Here is a 16,686-nt window from a genome sequence, read left to right as displayed (position 1 = left end):
GCATGTCATGAGCACGCTGATGCCCGACCCGCCGGCGCAGCTGCCGCCCGTCTCGCTCGCCGAGCGCGACGACATCCGTCGATCGATCCCGATGTCCGAGCTCGTGCTGGTCGACCGGTACGAGGCACAGGGTTGGCGGGTCCGCAAGGACGAGCGCCTCGACCGTCTGTTCGAGGAGCGCTGCGACTGGGTCCGCACCTACGGCCGGGCGGGCCAGCTCGCGGTCGACTCCGCCGAGCAGTCGCTCACCTACGACCAGCTCGACGCCCAGGCCAACAAGCTCGCCCGCTTCCTGCGCCTGCGGGGTGCGAACGCGGGCGATCGGATCGGCCTGCTGCTCGACCGCCCGGCGGACGCGTATCGGGCGATCCTCGCGGTCCTGAAGATCGGGGCCGCCTACGTCCCCATGGACCCGAGCTCCCCGGCGCACCGCATGGCCACGATCGTCGAGGACGCCCAGGTGCGCACGGTGCTGTCGGTCTCGGACGTGGCCGAGCGCGTGGAGCGGATGGATCTGCTCGGCGCCGAGATCGTTCGCCTCGACCGGGCTCTGCCGCTGATCAACGAGCAGAAGTCGTACCGGCTGACGGACGCCGAGCGGGGCGTGCGGGACGGTTCGCTCGCCTACATCAGCTATCGGCCTGGCCCGGACGGCAGGCCAACCGGCGTCGCCGTCGACCACCGGAGCGTCTGCAACTTCGTCAAGGTCGCCGCCGAGATGTACGGCATCCGGCCGTGGGACCGCGTCTACCAGGGCGTGCCGATCGCGTACGACTTCTCTGTCGAGGAGATCTGGGTGCCGTGGGCCGTCGGCGCGACACTGGTGCCCCGGCCCGCCGGGGTCGACCTGCGGGGCCGGGACCTGCACGCGTTCCTGAGCACTCAGCTCGTCACCGCGATGTCCTGCGTCCCCGACCTGCTGGCCACGCTCGAGCACGACCTGCCCAACCTGCGGTTCCTGCTGGTGGCCGGTCAGGCCTGCCCACAGGACCTCGTGCGGCGCTGGCACAAGCCCGGCCGGCGGTTCCTGAGCGTCTACGGCCCGGCCGAGGCGACGGTGTCGGCCGCCTGGACCGAGCTGCACCCGGACAAGCGGGCGACCATCGGGATCCCCCTTCCCACCTACAGCACGGTCGTGCTCGACGCGGCGGATCCGTTCCACGCCCTCCCACACGGGCAGGTCGGTGAGATCGGTATCGCCGGCATCGGGCTGAACTGCGGCTACCTGAACCGCGACGACCTCACCGAGAAGATCTTCATCCCCGACTTCCTCGGCATCCCGGCGAACCCGTCCGGTCGGATCTTCCGCACCGGCGATCTTGGGCGGGTCAACCCGGACGGCGAGATCGAGTACCACGGCCGGCTCGACGGGCAGCAGCCGGCGAGCGGGTTCCGGGCAGAGCTGGACGAGATCGGGTCCGTTGTGCTGCCGGCGCCCGAGACGCCTGTGTCGCAGACACTCGAGCTGCCGACTCCGCAGGCCGTCCAGCTGCCGGTTCCGCAAGCCGTCGAGCTTCCTGTGCCGCAGCCGGTCGAGCCGCCCACGCCGCAGGCCACCCCGCTGCCGGTTCCCCAGGCCGTTCAGCTGCCCGTCCCGCAGCCGGTCGAGCTGCCGGTTCCGCAGGCGGTCGGGCTTCCCGTTCCGCAGGCTCTCGCACTTCCCATCCCCCAGGCCGCGTCCGTCCCGGTGCCGTTCGTCGATCCCGACCCGACGCAGATCATCGCGCCGGTCGGGGTGGTGGACCTGGTCGAGCCGCCGACTTCGCCAGCGGGCGGGTCGACGTCCGCCTCGGAGCGGGAGCTCGCCGGCCTGCTGGCCGAGGTCATCGGGGCCGAGGTTCCTGTTGACGCGAACTTCTTCGATGATCTCGGTGCCGATTCCATGGTGATGGCTCGGTTCTGCGCCCGGCTGCGCAAGCGTGAGGACCTGCCTTCGGTCGCGATGAAGGACGTCTACGCGAACCCGAGCATCGCGGCCCTCGCGCGTGCCTTCGCGCCCGCATCGGGCTCCGTCGACACCGGTCTCGCCACCGAGCTGGCCACGGTCCTGGCCGAGGTCATCGGGGCCGAGGTTCCTGTCGATGCGAACTTCTTCGACGACCTGGGCGCCGATTCCATGGTGATGGCTCGGTTCTGCGCCCGGCTGCGCAAGCGTGAGGACCTGCCTTCGGTCGCGATGAAGGACGTCTACGCGAACCCCACGATCGCGAGCCTGGCAACGGCATTCGGCACGCCAGCGGCCGTGGCCGCCGGCTCGGCCGACTCGTCGGAGCCGCCGTTGCTGGGTACGCAGATCCTGCGAGCGGTCCGGGCGCGCACGGTGCGCGCTGCCCGGCACCGGCAGGCACCGACCCGCAAGCAGCGCTACCTCCTCTGCGGAGCACTGCAGCTGCTGTTCCTCGTCGCCTACCCGGCCCTCACCGGCTACGCCGTCATCGGCGGCGTCGACTGGATCGCGGCCGGCCCCGACCTGGTCGGGATCTACCTGCGCTCGGTCGTGGTCGGCGTCGCGTCGTTCGTCGGCCTGTGTGGGCTTCCGGTCCTGCTCAAGTGGGTGCTCGTCGGCCGGTGGAAGCCGCAGGAGGTCCCTGTCTGGAGCCTCGCGTACTTCCGCTTCTGGGTGGTGAAGACGCTGGTCCAGCGGAGCCCGATGGCCCTGTTCGTCGGCACGCCCCTCTACGTGTTCTACCTCAGGCTGCTGGGGGCGAAGGTCGGGCGCGGCGTCGCGGTCTTCTCCAAGAACGTTCCCGTTTGCACCGACATGCTCACCCTCGGCGACGGTGCCGTGATCATGAAGGACTCGTTCTTCAGCGGCTACCGGGCCCACAACGGCGTCATCCAGACCGGTGCGGTCACCCTCGGCAAGGATGCGCTCGTCGGCGATCACACGGTGCTCGACATCTGGACGTCCCTCGGCGACGGTGCCCAGCTCGGCCACTCCTCGTCGCTGCACGCCGGCCAGTCCGTCCCGGGCGGCGAGCGCTGGCACGGTTCCCCGGCGCAGCGCACGGACGTCGACTACCGGGGCGTCGGCGGCACGGCCTGCGGCACGCTGCGCCGGGTCGTGTTCACGATCGTGCAACTGCTGAACCTGCTCGTGCTGACCCTTCCGCTCGCCGTGGGCGGCGCGATCATGCTGCTCGCCGAGGTCCCGCAGGTCATGGCGCTGCTCGGCAGCGGTCCGCTGGCGATCCGGGACTGGACGTTCTACCTGTACGCGCTGGTCGCCTCGGCCGCACTGATGTTCGGCTTCGTGGTGGTCGGGCTGCTGTTCGTGTTCACCGTCCCGCGAGTGCTCGGTCTCGCGATCCGGCCGGACAAGGTCTACCCGTTGTACGGGTTCCACTACTGGGCCCACCGGACGATCGCGCGCACGACCAACATCAAGTTCTTCGCGTTCCTCTTCGGGGACAGCTCCTACATCGTCCATTACCTGCGTGGCCTCGGATACGACCTTTCCCGGGTGGAACAGACCGGTTCCAACTTCGGCCAGCGGGTGAAGCACGACAATCCGTTCCTGAGCTCGGTCGGCACCGGAACCGTGGTCGCGGACGGGCTGTCGATCATCAATGCCGACTTCTCGAACACCTCGTTCCGCGTGTCGCGAACGTCGATCGGCGCCCACAACTTCCTCGGCAACAACATCGCGTACCCGTCACAGGGGCGCACCGGCGACAACTGCCTCCTCGCGACGAAGGTCATGGTCCCGATCGATGGGCCGATCCGAGAAGGTGTCGGGCTGCTCGGCTCGCCCAGCTTCGAGATCCCGCGATCGGTGCAGCGCGACATCGGGTTCGACCTGGATAGCGGCGAGCAGCGCCGCCGCCTCGCCGCCAAGAACAGGCACAACCTCGTCACGATGGCGCTGTTCCTGTTCGTCCGGTGGTTCTACGTCTTCGCGCTGACCCTCATCGGGATGATCGCCGTCGACCTCCACGCCTCGTGGGGTGCAGCGGTGGCCGTGCTCGCCAACGCCCTCGTGCTCCTGTTCGGCGTCACCTGGTTCGTGCTGGTCGAGCGCGCCGTGACGGGGCTCCAGGCGTTGCGGCCGGAGGGCTGCTCGATCTACGACCGCTCCTTCTGGCGGCACGAGCGCTTCTGGAAGGTGCCGGCTCAGGCGTACCTGCCGATGTTCAACGGCACCCCGTTCAAGAACGTGATCTGGCGGCTGCTGGGCGTGCGGATCGGCAGGCGGGTGTTCGACGACGGTTGCGCATTCGTGGAGAAGACCTTCGTCAGCATCGGCGACGAAAGCACGCTCAACGCCGGCAGCATCGTGCAGTGCCACTCGCAGGAGGACGGCGCATTCAAATCCGACCGCACCGCGATCGGTGCCGGATGCACGCTCGGTGTCGGCGCATTCGTCCACTACGGCGTGACGATGGGTGAGCGTTCGGTGCTCGCCGCCGACTCCTTCCTCATGAAGGGCGAGGAGATGCCGGCCGGCGCACGGTGGGGCGGAAATCCCGCGAAGAAGATGCGCGAGCAATCCGCTGATCTGCAGGTGCGCCGGATCAGCATCGACGACAACTGGGCCGCTGTGCTGGTCCGCGACTGATGAAACCCGGCAAGGAGAGGAACGATTCGATGAACACGCAGATCGAGACCGGCCGGGAGTTCTGGCAGGGAGTCCTCGCCGCGGGCGGCGCGACCGCGATCCCGCGGTGGACGCTCGAGCCGGTCGCGGGCACGGCCGAGCACGTCGCGCCGCTGTCCGCCGACCTCGTCGCGGCGATGCGCCGGCTGGCCGGCCGGATGTACCTGCCCCTGCACTCCCTCGCGCTGACCGCGCACGCGAAGGTGCTGGTCGCGCTGTCCGGCGAGCAGGACGTCGTGACCGGCTACGCGGCCGGGCCGGGCGGCCGAGCGCTGCCCTGCGTGCTCACCACCGAACCCGGCTCGTGGCAGTCGCTGCTGCAGGCCGTCGCCCCGGTCGAGATGGACGTGGTGCGGCACCGGGCGTTCGACGTGGAGGGGCTGAAGGGCGAGCTGGGCGTCGCCGGGCCGGCGTTCGAGACCGAGTTCGACCCGATCGACACCATCGACGCCGGGCGAGACCTTGCTGATGGCGTCGTGCTCAGGGTGGGGCTGACGAACGGTGGCGGGGCGCTGCGGCTGCGGTACCGGACCGATGCGCTCGACGCCGCGAGCGTCGAGCGGATCGCCGGCTACCACCTCGCCGCGCTCGAGTCGATGGTCGCCGACCCGGACGCCGACCACGGGCGGGCGAGCCTCCTGTCGGCCGAGGAGCGGCGTTTCCAGCTCGACGGGCTCGCCGGGCCGCGCCGGGAGCTGCCGGACCGCCGCTTCCACGAGCTGTTCGAGGAGCGGGTTCGGATGCACCCGGACGCCGTCGCCGCCGTGCACCGCGACCGGCAGTGGACCTACCGGGAGCTCAACGCGCGGGCGAACCGGCTTGGCCGGGCGCTGCTGGCGCGCGGGATGCGCCGCGAGGGCGTGGTCGCGGTGGTGACCGAGCGGAACCTGGACTGGATGGCCGCGGTCATCGCGATCTTCAAGGCGGGCGGGGTGTACCTGCCCATCGAGCCGCACTTCCCAGCGGACCGCATCGCGAGGACGCTGTCCCGCGCGGACTGCACGCTGGTGCTGACCGAGCTCGGCAGCACGACCACGCTGGACAAGGCCCTCGACACGCTCACGGGGGTGCAGCAGGTGTTCGTCGACGCCGCTTACGCGGAGGAGCACGCCGGCACCGACCTCGGTGTCGCCGTCGCGGCGGACCAGCTCGCCTACATCTACTTCACCTCGGGCTCCACCGGCGAGCCGAAGGGTGCGATGTGCGAGCACGCCGGCATGCTCAACCACCTCCACGCCAAGATCGCCGACCTCGGCATCCGCGAGCGGGACGTGGTCGCGCAGGTCGCGCCGCAGTGCTTCGACATCTCGCTGTGGCAGCTGGTGTCCGCGCTGCTGATCGGCGGGCGGACCGTGCTCGTCGAGCAGGACGTGATCCTGGACGTCGCGCGGTTCGTCGACACGGTCGAGCGCGAGCGGGTCGGGGTGGCGCAGCTGGTGCCCTCCTACCTCGAGGTCGTGCTGTCGTACCTGGAGCAGCACCCCCACGAGCTCCCGGACCTGCGCTGCGTCTCCGCCACGGGTGAGGCCCTCAAGACCGAGCTCGCCCAGCGCTACTTCGCCGCCCGGCCCGGGACCACCCTGGTCAACGCCTACGGGCTGACCGAGACCTCGGACGACACCAACCACGAGGTCATGCACGAGGCACCGGACACGGACCGCATGCCGCTGGGCCCTGCGGTGCAGAACGTCAACGTCTACGTCGTCGACGAGCACCTCGACCCCGTGCCGCTCGGGGCTCCCGGACTGATCGCCTTCTCCGGAGTGTGCGTGGGCCGCGGGTACGTCAACGACCCCGAGCGCACGCGCACGACCTACATGACCGACCCCCACCGCCCCGGCCAGCGCCTGTACAAGGGCGGCGACTACGGCCGCTGGCGGCCGGACGGCAAGCTGGAGTTCCTCGGCCGCCGCGACAGCCAGGTGAAGATCTCCGGCTTCCGCATCGAGATCGGCGAGATCGAGAACGCCCTGCTGCGCGTGCCCGGCGTCCGCGACGGCGCGGTCGTCGTGGCCGAGCGACCCGACCGGGGCAAGCACCTGGTCGCCTTCTACTCCGGCGACGGGGCGCTCGAGGTGGACGTCCTGCGGGACCGACTGGGGGCATCGCTCCCGCACTACATGGTCCCGGTCGCGTTCCACTGGCGGGAGAGCCTGCCGCTGACGGCAAACGGCAAGATCGACACGAAGGCCCTCACGGCGCTGGCCGCCGAGCTCGTCGTCCCGACCGACGCGGACGACCACACTCCGCCGGTCACGCCCACCGAGGTGCGGGTCGCGGGCGTGTGGGCGAAGGTGCTCGGCCTCGCGGACGACGGGATCGGCCGGCGGGACCACTTCTTCGACCTGGGCGGCTCCTCGCTCTCCGCGGTGAAGCTCGCGGTCGCCCTGAACCGCGTCGTGTCCCTCAAGGACGTCATCAAGCACCCGGTACTGGCCGATCTCGCCGAATTGATCGACAGCAGGCCCGCACCGACCGAAGAACCGGCTGAGCGCGGACAGAACCTCGCCGTCGCCTGCCGATACGCCTGACTGATCCGATCCGACTCCATCCCACGAACCAACCCGACAAGAGGAGATCCCGATGTCGTCCCCACACCTGGCGCCACCGCTCGACGTCGAGCTGCGTCCCGGCCGGACCCCGCTCCTGCGCGTCGAACCCACGGCCGACGCCGCGAGCTGGATGGCCCAGCACCGCGACGGCCTGCGGTCCGTCGTGGCGCAGCACGGCGCCGTTCTCGTCCGCGGACTGGGACTGCGCAACGCCGCGGACGTCGCGGCCGTGTACCAGCGCCTCGGCATGGGGCTGATGGCCGAGCGGGAGGCGTTCGCGCCGCGCCAGACCTACACCGAGGGCGTCTACTCCTCGACGAAGTGGCCGGCGAACCAGCCCATGTGCATGCACCACGAGCTGAGCTACACGCTCGAGGTCCCGTCGCTGATGCTCTTCGCCTGCCTCACCCCGCCGAAGGTGGGCGGCGTGACCGGGGTGGCCGACTCGTCGGCCGTGATGAACCAGCTGCCTCCGGACCTGGTGCAGCGGTTCGCGCGTGAGGGTTGGATGCTCGTCCGCAACTACAACGACGAGATCGGCGCGTCCTTCGCCGATGCGTTCGGCACGGACGACCGCAGCGCCGTCGAGGCCTACTGCCGGGCGAACGCGATCGAGTTCGAGTGGCGGCCGGACGGCGGCCTGCGCACCCGGCAGCGGCGCCACGCGCTGGTCGGGCACCCCGTCACGGGGCAGGCCTGCTGGTTCAACCAGATCGCCTTCCTGAACGAGTGGACGATGGACCCCGACGTGCACGAGTACCTGGTGGAGGCCTACGGCGCGGACAACCTGCCGTTCACGACCTGCTTCGGCGGCGGCGAACCGGTCGGCGCGGACATCGTGGAGCTGCTCAACCGGGTCTACGAGGCCAACACCCTCCGCGAGCCGTGGCAGGCGGGCGATCTGCTGCTCGTCGACAACGTGCGGATGGCGCACAGCCGCGAGCCCTATGAGGGCGACCGTGAGGTGCTCGTCGGCATGAGCGCACCACTGCGCATGCCGGTGCCGGGGGGTGCCCAGTGAGCGGAGTGCCGCCGTTCGCGGTGATCTCGGGTGCCCACGTCCAGCGGGCGCTCCAGGGCCGGGAGAAGCAGGTCATGGAGCTGGTGGAGGCCACATACCGGCTGCACGGTGCCGGGGACTCGGTGAACCCGCCGTCGTACTTCCTCCGGTTCCCGGACCGCCCGACCGCCCGGATCATCGCGCTTCCCGCTTCGATCGGTGGGCCGATCAAGGTGGACGGCCTCAAGTGGATCTCCAGTTTCCCGGAGAACGTGTCTGCGGGCATCCCGCGGGCCTCGGCCGTGCTGATCCTCAACGACCACGACACGGGGTACCCGTTCGCCTGCCTGGAGAGCTCGATCATCAGCGCCACGCGGACGGCAGCGTCGGCGGCACTGGGGGCCGATCGGCTCACGCGGGGGCGAGCCCGACCGGCGCGCGTCGGATTCGTCGGGACAGGGCTGATCGCCCGCTACATCCAGATGTTCCTGGCCAGCACCGGGTGGTCGTTCGACGAGATCGGCGTGCACGACCTGTCCGCCGACAGCGCGGCAGGGTTCCGCGCTCACCTCGAGCGGTCCGGCGTGGCGGGCCGCATCACCCTGCACGACAGCGCCGAGGATCTGATCCGGTCGTCCGACCTGGTCGTCTTCGCCACCGTGGCGGGCAAGCCGCACATCCACGACGTGTCGTGGTTCGCACATAACCCGGTGGTGCTGCACGTGTCACTGCGTGACCTCGCGCCGGAGATCCTGCTCGCGTCGACCAACATCGTCGACGACGTCGAGCACTGCCTCAAGGCGGACACCTCGCCGCACCTCGTCGAACAGCTGACCGGCAACAGGGACTTCCTGGACGGCACGCTCGACGACGTCATGGCCGGTCGTGTGAGCGTGCCGGCGGACCGGCCGGTCGTGTTCTCGCCGTTCGGCCTCGGCGTGCTCGACCTCGCGGTGGGCAAGTACGTCTACGACGAGGTGGCCCGCTCGGGCGAGCTGCACGTCGTCGACGGCTTCTTCCACGACCTGAGCCGCCACGGGTCATGAGGTCGGTTGTCGCGGCGCTCCTGCTGTCGCTCGTGGCGCTCCTGCCGGGTGCGGGGAGCGCCGCGGCGGCGGCCGGTGCGCCCGACGGCACCGAGCTCGTGATCGAGCCCGACCGCGTCGAACCCGGTGCCCGGAACGTCACGCTGGTCTTCCGCTTGACCGACGGCGATCCGGCGCCCGTGACCGGCTTCCAGCTGCTTCTGCCCACCGGGCGGCCGCTGGTCGGCGTCACGGCGCAGGCCCCGCCCGGGTGGGCGGCGGACCTCACCACCACCGTGCTCCCGGCGCCCGCCCCGAGCGCGAACGGCCCCGTCACCGAGATCGCGTCGGCCGTCTCGTGGACAGCCACGGAGCCCCGTGCCGCCGGGGCGGTGGACTTCACCCTGCACGTGGACCTGATGCCGGAAGGCGCGGGTCCGGTCCGCTTCCGAGCCGTCAGCACGGATGCGGCCGGCAACACGGCCGAGTGGACGGACAGCTGGGCCGAGGGCGGCCCCAAACCGGCGCACGACGCGCTGAAGCTGGCCCTCGGCGCGGCACCCCGCCCCGTGGCGGTGGCGGTCGAGCACGGCGACCACCACGGAGAGGCGATCGCCGCCCCTCCGACGGCGGCCACGCCGGCAGGCGTCGCCGCGACCGCGGCCGCGGTGCTGGCGGCGGCAGCGGCCCTGATCGTGCTCCTGCGGGCACTGTCCCGCCGCCAACGCCGCCACCTCGGTCGCTGATATCGCCCGCGTTCTGCGGAACGCGGGCGTTTCAGCTCGCACCCTCATGATCCGATCGGTAATTCGGCGCGTCCCGGGTCGTTTGAGCCTGTTGCCAGATCGAGCCACCCGCCACCCGGCGCCGACACCATGATCCGCAGTATCGGTTGCCCATGGTCGTGACAAGGACCGTCTGCACCCGATACCGGCAGGTCAGCGCGCTGATCAAGGGCTGATGGTCGCGATCTGAGATCATCTAGCGACCATTTCCCCTTGATCGCCGCGTTGTCCCCAGGACGGCGGCTTGATCAGCAGTTCGGCGCGTTCCCGGGTGGTTCTCGCCCGTTTCCGCGCCGAAACATCGATCATGCCCGCCAGAACCGCCTCCGGTGGCGCCGCGCGCCCATCTGGGCAGGCCCTTGGCCTGCCCGTGCTGCTGCCCAGAGGGGTCGCAGAGGCTCGCAGGTCATCCCTGAAGGAGCGGGGCCGGTCAACCCCCGGTTTGTGGCTCCTGATCTTTCTTCTTGGTCTCTGCGCCTGTGTGTGGGCGCGCCGGGGTGAGGCGTCGGGGTCAAGGATCGGCCCGCAGGGCCGACCGCGCAGCGGCCGCAGGTCCTTGACCTCGACGCCGGCCGGCGCACGCTGTTCACGGGCGGAGAACGGGGTCGGGGTGGTCTCGCGGCTCCAGGGGTTCGAGTGATCGGGGTCGGGTGCATGCTCCAGTGCCGGTGCCCCGGCGGTGGACAGGCCCACGTGGGGGCTGTCGGTCATCCCTTCGCCATCAGGCATGGAGTGCTACGACGGTTCGCGGTGGGCGAGGTCAATCAAAGGGGCGACCACGCCGTGATCCCCAGGACCGTGACTCTCGCCTGGGATGGGGGTCATGACCTGCACGACCCGCGCCCACCACGATCGATGGTCGACTCACGCCGGGGTGGCCGGGGTGAGCCGGCGGATGCGCCCATCACGCAGGCCGTAGAAGACCAGCTCGACCAGCTCGCGGGCGCCGGCAACCACACCGATGTTGCGGCCCCGGCGGGCGGCGACCCGGTCCCGAACCACGCCGGGACGGGTGTGCGGGCCGACCCGTTGCACCGCCTCTACCGCGGCCCAGCGCACCAGCCGGGAACCCTGCTTGGTGATCCGGCCGCGGTGCACCGTGGTGTCGGACTCGTGGTGTTTCGGGGTCAGCCCGGCCCAACTGGCCAGCTGCTCCGGCCCGGGGAACCGGGTGATGTCGCCGATCTCGGCCACGAACACCGCGGCCAGGATGGGCCCGACCCCGGGGATCTGTTGGATCGCCCGATAGCCGGGATGCTTGCGCAACCGACCACTGATCAGCTTGGTGAACCGCTCGATCTCCACGTCCAAGTTCTCGATCAGCCGCAGTGCGGAGTCGATCCGAACCCGTGATTCGGGCGACAACCCGGTGCCGGTCAGCAGGAGGGTCGCGCAGCGATCGCGAAGCGACGCGGAGCGCCCTTGAGTCGTGAGGGGCGGCCCCGCACGATGCGCGGCGCCGCCGGAGGCCCTGCGTCGGCCTGCCGGTTTGATGAGGGCCCGGCGCCACCGGGGCCCTGCCGCCAAAAGCACGACAGCTTACGAGCTTGGTGAGCTTTCCGGGCTATGTCTCCGCAGTCCGCCGGACGCATTCGTTGCGCAGGTCCTGCTGGGTCCGGCGGAGGCTGTCCCGCGTGTGTTTCGTCGCCACCAGCAAGAAGCCGTCGGCGCAGTTGCGGACCCGCGACTTCGCCCGGGTGCGGCTCGTCTCCAGCTCCCGCTTGCGTTCGCCGCTCAAGGTGGCGCCGCCCAGCAGGAGCGCGGTGGCCAGCGCGCCTGCGACGATCACCCACACCGGGAGCTGCACCCCCGCGAGGCGCGGCAGGATCAGCGCCATCATCAGGCCGCCGTATCCGGACATCACGAGGCTGCGGCTGCGTGTTGCCAGGGAGCGGCGTACGCCTCTGGGTGCGTTGCGGGCCGGTAGCCGGCCGGAGAGGTCGGGCAGCTCGGGAAGTGCCGGTCGCGGCAGCGGCTCTCCGTCGAGCTCCCGCTCGAGCGCTGCGGTGACCTCCGCGGTGCGGTCGGCGAGTAACGCGAACGTCTGCTCGCCCTCGTAGGCGAGGCGAGCGCGCAGCCAGCTCTCGAGGTCGGACCAGTCCCGCCTGGGGTCGCTCTCTTCCACGACTCCCTCGGCGTCGGCGACCGCGGCGCGCACGCGGCTGCGCAGGTCGAAGTCCACGTCGGACGACGCGACGGCCATGCCGTCGGCGAGTACCTGCCTCCAGCGGCTGCGGTCTGGCTCTGTCCGGTCGGTCCTGGCAGCACGGGGCCTGCGTCCGGCGGCTCGGCGCGCGGCAGACGGCGTGGCCGCCTGCTCGGCGCGGGCGTTCGCTGCCTGGAGGGCCACGGTCCGGGCGGAGCCGGGCGCGACCCGCTCGGCGATCTCGTCGAGGTGCTGGGCGAGTGCGGGGATGCCGGAGGCGGTGGCGAGCGCGTGGTCGCCGGTGACGACGGCGTGGCTGTGCATGTCGACCGAGACGGCGAAGGGAGCGACGGTGGTGCCTGCGGCCCGCAGCCGCTCGAGGTCGGCGTCGAGCACCTCCCGCCACGAGGGATGCCGGTCGACCGCGGTGAGGGCGAGCAGGAGGCGGGGGGAGCGGTGGCGCAGGGTGCGCACCAGGTCGAGCTCGGCGGCCCCGATCACCCGCATCGCGGAGACAACGAGCACGACGGCCTCCACCGCGGTGCCCAGCGGGCCACCGGGGTGGCCGCCGGTGAACCTGACGCGGCCGGATCCGGCGCGCGTCAGGGCCGTCGCCAGTGCGGTGCGGTCCTGCTGTGTACCGCCGGCCACCTGCACGGTGACCGGGCTGTCGGGGAGGCGCCGGGATGCCGAAGGCCGGCCGGTGACGTCCGGCCGGCCTCCAGCTCGCGCCGCACCCATCGCCGCACCCGGGACGCTGTGGGGCATCCGGGGCGCGGTGCCCGTTACTGGCTGCGCGTTCATGGTTCTCGGTGCGAGGGTCAGGCGTACTCGTAGTCCTCGCAGTCCTCCTCTTCGTCCTCGTCCTCGTCCTCGAAGTCGACCTCCTCGAAGTCCTCGTCCTCCGAGTCCTCGTGCTCCTCCCAGTCGACGTCCTCGTGCTCGTCGTCGCAGTAGTCCGACATTTGTCCACCTCTTCGGAAACGGGCCGCGGAACGGATTCCGCAGTTCTGAAGCCCATGTAAAGAATGGCGGTCGGCGGGCGCCGGAAACAGTGAGCAGACCCCACGACGCGGGGAGCCGGCACCCGCGTACCCGGTGGGGCGAACCCCCTTCTCAAAGCCTGGCCGGACATGCGAAGAGCCCGGTCGCGGGAGGCGACCGGGCTCGTGGAAGGGATGGGTCAGGGACTGAGGTCTGCGCCCATCTCGCGCAGTCTGGCTGCGTGTGCGCGGGCGTGGTGGCCGCAGAACAGGAGCTCTCCCCCTGCCGGCAGCAGGGCCCTGACCTGCGCCGCGGCGTTGCAGCGGTCGCATCGGTCGTGCCGCGTGAGCGTCGTGCGGATGGGGCGGGCGGCGGCGGTGGTCACGATGCCATCCCGGCGCCGATCAGCGCTCGCCCGGACGCGGTGAGCAGAGCGCGTCCCGTGTCCGTCGGCGCGGCGATCAGGCCGGCAGCGGCGAGGCGGGGACCGGCGAACGGGTCGGCGAAATACATACCGTCGACGACTAGTTCACCGCCGGCCGGGGAAATTCGGCACCGGCCGGCGGCGACGGCTCGGAGAACGGCACGATCACGATTGGTGAGAGGTGCGGCGGTGGTGCTCATCGTCGTTCTCCTTCCGGTCCGGGTCTTGCGCTGACCGTTGAAGGATGCTCCTCGCCGCTCCCGCGATACATGACGCTGGCCCTACGAAACCAGGGAGGAAACCCGCCAAGTCCCGGGTAGGGTTCACCCCCACCCAGCAGGCCGACCGGACTTCGTGATCGACGGTGGCCATGATCCGCCGTTTCGGGTGTTCATGGCTGTGCCGGAGGGTGTTGCCGAATCCGGTCGGACCGCGTTGTGGGCTGGCCGGTCGGAACGGTGTCGCGCCTGCTCGTGGGCGCCGGGCCTTCGCCGTCAGGAGGCCACCCACCGACAGCCATGGGGCGCGGACAGGTCTGCGCCCCATGACCACTGCAGACCTTGCTGCACGGGGGCACCGACACCCCTGATTCGGCAACACCCTCGCCGACAGCCTTCGACACCCGATGCTCGTGATCTTCATGCTGGGCAGGCCGGTGCTCGGCCGGGCCCTAGCCGGCGAGGTTGAGCAGCGTCAGCGTGCCGTCCTTGAGGTTGGTGACGTAGCCGGTGGCGCCGTTCGGGTGCACCGCGACGGACGTGGGCGATGCCCCGGTCGGGATGGTGGCCGTCACGGTCATCGTGTCGACGTTGATCACCGACACCGAGTTGTCCTCGACGTTGGCGGTGTAGGCGAACCGGCCGTCCGGCGCCCAGGTGATGTCCTGGGGTTTGCGCCCCACCGGGATCCTGGCCACGACCTGCTCGGTGTTCGTGTCGATCATCGTGACGGTGCTGGAGTCGTAGTTGACGTTGGCCACGAGCGGGCGCGTCGGGTGGACCGCCACGCTGTGCGGGCTGGTGTCCACGGGTACCTCGGCGACCACGGTGTTGTTCGACGTGTCGAGCACCGACACCAGGTTCGACTCGTGGTTGGCGATGTAGGCGCGCGTGCCGTCCTGCGAGAACTCGATCCAGTGCGGGTTGGGGGCCACTTCGATCTCGGTCGTCACGGCGTTGGTCGCGGTGTCGATGACGGAGACCGTGCCGGAGTCGTGGTTGGGCACGTACAGCCAGTTGCCGTCGCGAGTGACGGCGGCGAGGTACGGCCTCGTGCGGACGGGGATCGTCGCGACGATCGAGTTGCTGGTGGTGTCGAGCACCCCGATGGCGGCGATCGTGCGGGCGTCGTCCCATACGCTGACGTAGATGGTCCTGCCATCCGGTGAGAACGCCATGAACTGCGGCGGACCCGCTTCCACCGGGATCGTGGCCGTGACCCGGTTCACCGCGGTGTCGACGACCGTGACGACACCGGCGGCCCGGTTGGCGATGTAGGCCTGCCGCCCGTTGGGTGCGACGACGACGAAGCCCGATGTTGGCCCGACCGGCAGCGTCTGGCCCAGCGACGGCACCGGCACGCTCGACGATGGAGTGGCGGAAGGCTCCGGCGCGGCGGGTGGTTCGGGTGCGGCGGCCGGTGGCTCGGGCGCGGCCGCCGGCGGCGCGGGCTGCGCGGTGGGTGTCTGCCGGCCGGGCCAGAGCTGATCGGCCGCGACGTAGCCGATCCCGCCGACGACGGCGAGCAGGGCGATCACCGCTGCCACGACGAGCAGGGCGCGGTTCCTGCCGCTCCTCCTGCCGCCGCCCAGTGCGGGAGGCGCGGGCGGACCGGTGGGTGGCCCCCACCCCGGTCGCCACTGCGGCATTCCCTGAGCGTCCTGTGGCGGACGGTCGAAGCCAGTAGGTGTGGTGGGGAACGGCGGAGGACCGCCCGGCTCTCCCCCGTGGGGCGGAGCCGTGAGCGTTGCCGCCGGCCCGCCCGCATCGGGCGCCTGTGGGGCCGCGGGTGCGCTCCGGGCCCCCGCGCCCGCCGGTGCGTCATCCGGAGCGATCTTCGCGCCGACCGGTGCGGCCGGGGCCCGGCCGGGCCCGTCGCCGCGTCTCGTGCCGGCACCGGCGCGCGCGAGGGTGGCGGCACCCAGCGCGACCGCGTACTTCGGGTGGGCGTCGACCACCGTCGGACGGCCGAGCTCCTCGGAGATCATCCTCGACACGAGGGGGATCCGTGACGAGCCGCCGACGAGCAGCACGGCGGAGAGCTGGCTCGGGTCGACCTGGGCCGAGCGCAGCGTGCGGACGAGGGTGCCGATCGTGGACTCGACCGGGGCGCGGATCATGTCTTCGAACTCGGCCCTCGTCAGCCGCACGTCGAAGTGCCGGTTGGGCAGGAACACCGGGATCGTCGTCTCGGTGTCGATCGAGAGCGCCTCCTTGGCCAGCACGCAGTCCTGGTTCAGCCGGGCGAGCGCGACGGCCGTCTGCGGGTCGCTCATGTCCAGCTCGGAGAGCGCGCCGCCCGCCACGTAGTTGACGTGGGAGAGGATCGACTCGTCGAAGTCGACGCCGCCGAGGCGCTCGATCCCCTCGGGGACGCCGAGGATCTCGATGCCGCCCGGGTGCTTGCGCAGCACAGTGGCGTCGAACGTGCCGCCGCCCAGGTCGTACACGGCGATGATCTCGCCGTCGGACAGCTGCCGGGAGGCGGCGTAGTGCGCAGCGGCGGCCTCGGGCTCGGTGATCATGCGTGGTGCCGTGAGCCCCGCGACGTGCGGGACCTCGTCGAACAGCTCCCTCCGGAACGGCCCCCAGTTGGCCGGGTGGGTGAGCACCACGCTGTCCGGCTTGGCACCCTCGGTCTCGGTCACCCGGCTGAGGACGTCGTGCAGCAGGGTGCCGAGCAGCACGGTGACCGCGTAGGGCGAGCCTCCGAGCATCACCGGCGTCGGGTCGCCGAGGCGGCGCTTGAACTCGCGCCCGATCCGGTCCGGGCTGCTGACGGCTCGGCGGGCGGCCGCGTCACCGGAGACGAGGGCGCCGTCTTCGCGCAGGTAGACGACGGCCGGCGTCACCACCGACCGGTCGCCGAGGGTGAACATCTCGACGCCGGTGTCGGTGGCCAGCGCGGCTGCGACGAACGTCGTTCCGAGGTCCACCCCGAGGTGATAGCCCACG

11 protein-coding genes are annotated in these 16,686 nt (G+C 71.0%); 5 read left to right on the top strand and 6 right to left on the bottom strand.

Features of this window, described 5'->3' with window-relative positions; translation table 11 throughout:
* Positions 1-7: 7 nt before the first annotated feature.
* From K1T35_RS39465 to K1T35_RS39445, 5 genes are read left to right on the top strand one after another with little or no spacing between them, the layout of a single operon-like run.
* On the top strand, positions 8-4,558 hold the full coding sequence (locus tag K1T35_RS39465) for a Pls/PosA family non-ribosomal peptide synthetase (RefSeq protein ID WP_220256793.1): 4,551 nt from the start codon (positions 8-10) through the stop codon (positions 4,556-4,558).
* Between the two features lie 29 nt (positions 4,559-4,587).
* Positions 4,588-7,128 (top strand): amino acid adenylation domain-containing protein, encoded by a 2,541-nt coding sequence (locus tag K1T35_RS39460; RefSeq protein WP_220256792.1) that lies wholly within the window; start codon positions 4,588-4,590, stop codon positions 7,126-7,128.
* Positions 7,129-7,180: 52 nt separating this feature from the next.
* The gene (locus tag K1T35_RS39455) at positions 7,181-8,170 is read left to right on the top strand and encodes a TauD/TfdA family dioxygenase (RefSeq protein ID WP_220256791.1); all 990 of its coding nucleotides are present in this window, start codon (positions 7,181-7,183) and stop codon (positions 8,168-8,170) included.
* On the top strand, positions 8,167-9,195 hold the full coding sequence (gene sbnB / locus K1T35_RS39450) for a 2,3-diaminopropionate biosynthesis protein SbnB (protein ID WP_220256790.1): 1,029 nt from the start codon (positions 8,167-8,169) through the stop codon (positions 9,193-9,195). The genes K1T35_RS39455 and sbnB overlap by 4 nt, the downstream gene beginning before the upstream one ends.
* Positions 9,192-9,920, top strand: coding sequence for a DUF1775 domain-containing protein (locus tag K1T35_RS39445; RefSeq protein ID WP_220256789.1), 729 nt, complete (start codon positions 9,192-9,194; stop codon positions 9,918-9,920). Before sbnB ends, K1T35_RS39445 begins: the two co-directional genes overlap by 4 nt.
* Positions 9,921-10,823: 903 nt before the next feature.
* Here K1T35_RS39445 and K1T35_RS39440 read toward each other — a convergent pair.
* The 6 genes from K1T35_RS39440 to K1T35_RS39420 form a co-directional block, all read right to left on the bottom strand.
* Entirely contained in the window at positions 10,824-11,264 is a 441-nt protein-coding gene (locus K1T35_RS39440) for a transposase (RefSeq protein WP_220256788.1), read from the bottom strand.
* Between the two features lie 259 nt (positions 11,265-11,523).
* On the bottom strand, positions 11,524-12,873 hold the full coding sequence (locus K1T35_RS39435) for a hypothetical protein (RefSeq protein ID WP_220256787.1): 1,350 nt from the start codon (positions 12,871-12,873) through the stop codon (positions 11,524-11,526).
* A gap of 53 nt (positions 12,874-12,926) precedes the next feature.
* Entirely contained in the window at positions 12,927-13,070 is a 144-nt protein-coding gene (locus K1T35_RS39430) for a hypothetical protein (RefSeq protein ID WP_220256786.1), read from the bottom strand.
* Between the two features lie 218 nt (positions 13,071-13,288).
* Positions 13,289-13,474, bottom strand: a complete 186-nt coding sequence (locus K1T35_RS49935) for a hypothetical protein (RefSeq protein WP_370645216.1) — start codon at positions 13,472-13,474, stop codon at positions 13,289-13,291.
* Positions 13,471-13,713: a hypothetical protein gene (locus tag K1T35_RS39425; RefSeq protein WP_220256785.1), complete on the bottom strand. Its 243-nt coding sequence runs from the start codon at positions 13,711-13,713 to the stop codon at positions 13,471-13,473. The genes K1T35_RS49935 and K1T35_RS39425 overlap by 4 nt, the downstream gene beginning before the upstream one ends.
* 470 nt (positions 13,714-14,183) lie before the next feature.
* Complete coding sequence (locus K1T35_RS39420; RefSeq protein WP_220256784.1) at positions 14,184-16,685, bottom strand: Hsp70 family protein; 2,502 nt, start codon at positions 16,683-16,685, stop codon at positions 14,184-14,186.
* Between the last annotated feature and the right edge of the window lies 1 nt (position 16,686).

Source organism: Pseudonocardia sp. DSM 110487, assembly GCF_019468565.1.
In the GTDB taxonomy this organism is placed as follows: domain Bacteria; phylum Actinomycetota; class Actinomycetes; order Mycobacteriales; family Pseudonocardiaceae; genus Pseudonocardia.
This window is presented reverse-complemented; position numbering and strand designations above follow the sequence as displayed.

Excerpts from the sequence above, each read along its gene's own strand:
- K1T35_RS39430 (WP_220256786.1), bottom strand. The coding sequence starts at position 13,070 with ATGTCGGACTACTGCGACGACGAGCACGAGGACGTCGACTGGGAGGAG.
- K1T35_RS39460 (WP_220256792.1), top strand. The coding sequence starts at position 4,588 with ATGAACACGCAGATCGAGACCGGCCGGGAGTTCTGGCAGGGAGTCCTC.
- K1T35_RS39435 (WP_220256787.1), bottom strand. The coding sequence starts at position 12,873 with ATGCCCCACAGCGTCCCGGGTGCGGCGATGGGTGCGGCGCGAGCTGGA.
- K1T35_RS39465 (WP_220256793.1), top strand. The coding sequence starts at position 8 with ATGAGCACGCTGATGCCCGACCCGCCGGCGCAGCTGCCGCCCGTCTCG.
- K1T35_RS39425 (WP_220256785.1), bottom strand. The coding sequence starts at position 13,713 with ATGAGCACCACCGCCGCACCTCTCACCAATCGTGATCGTGCCGTTCTC.
- K1T35_RS39455 (WP_220256791.1), top strand. The coding sequence starts at position 7,181 with ATGTCGTCCCCACACCTGGCGCCACCGCTCGACGTCGAGCTGCGTCCC.
- K1T35_RS39445 (WP_220256789.1), top strand. The coding sequence starts at position 9,192 with ATGAGGTCGGTTGTCGCGGCGCTCCTGCTGTCGCTCGTGGCGCTCCTG.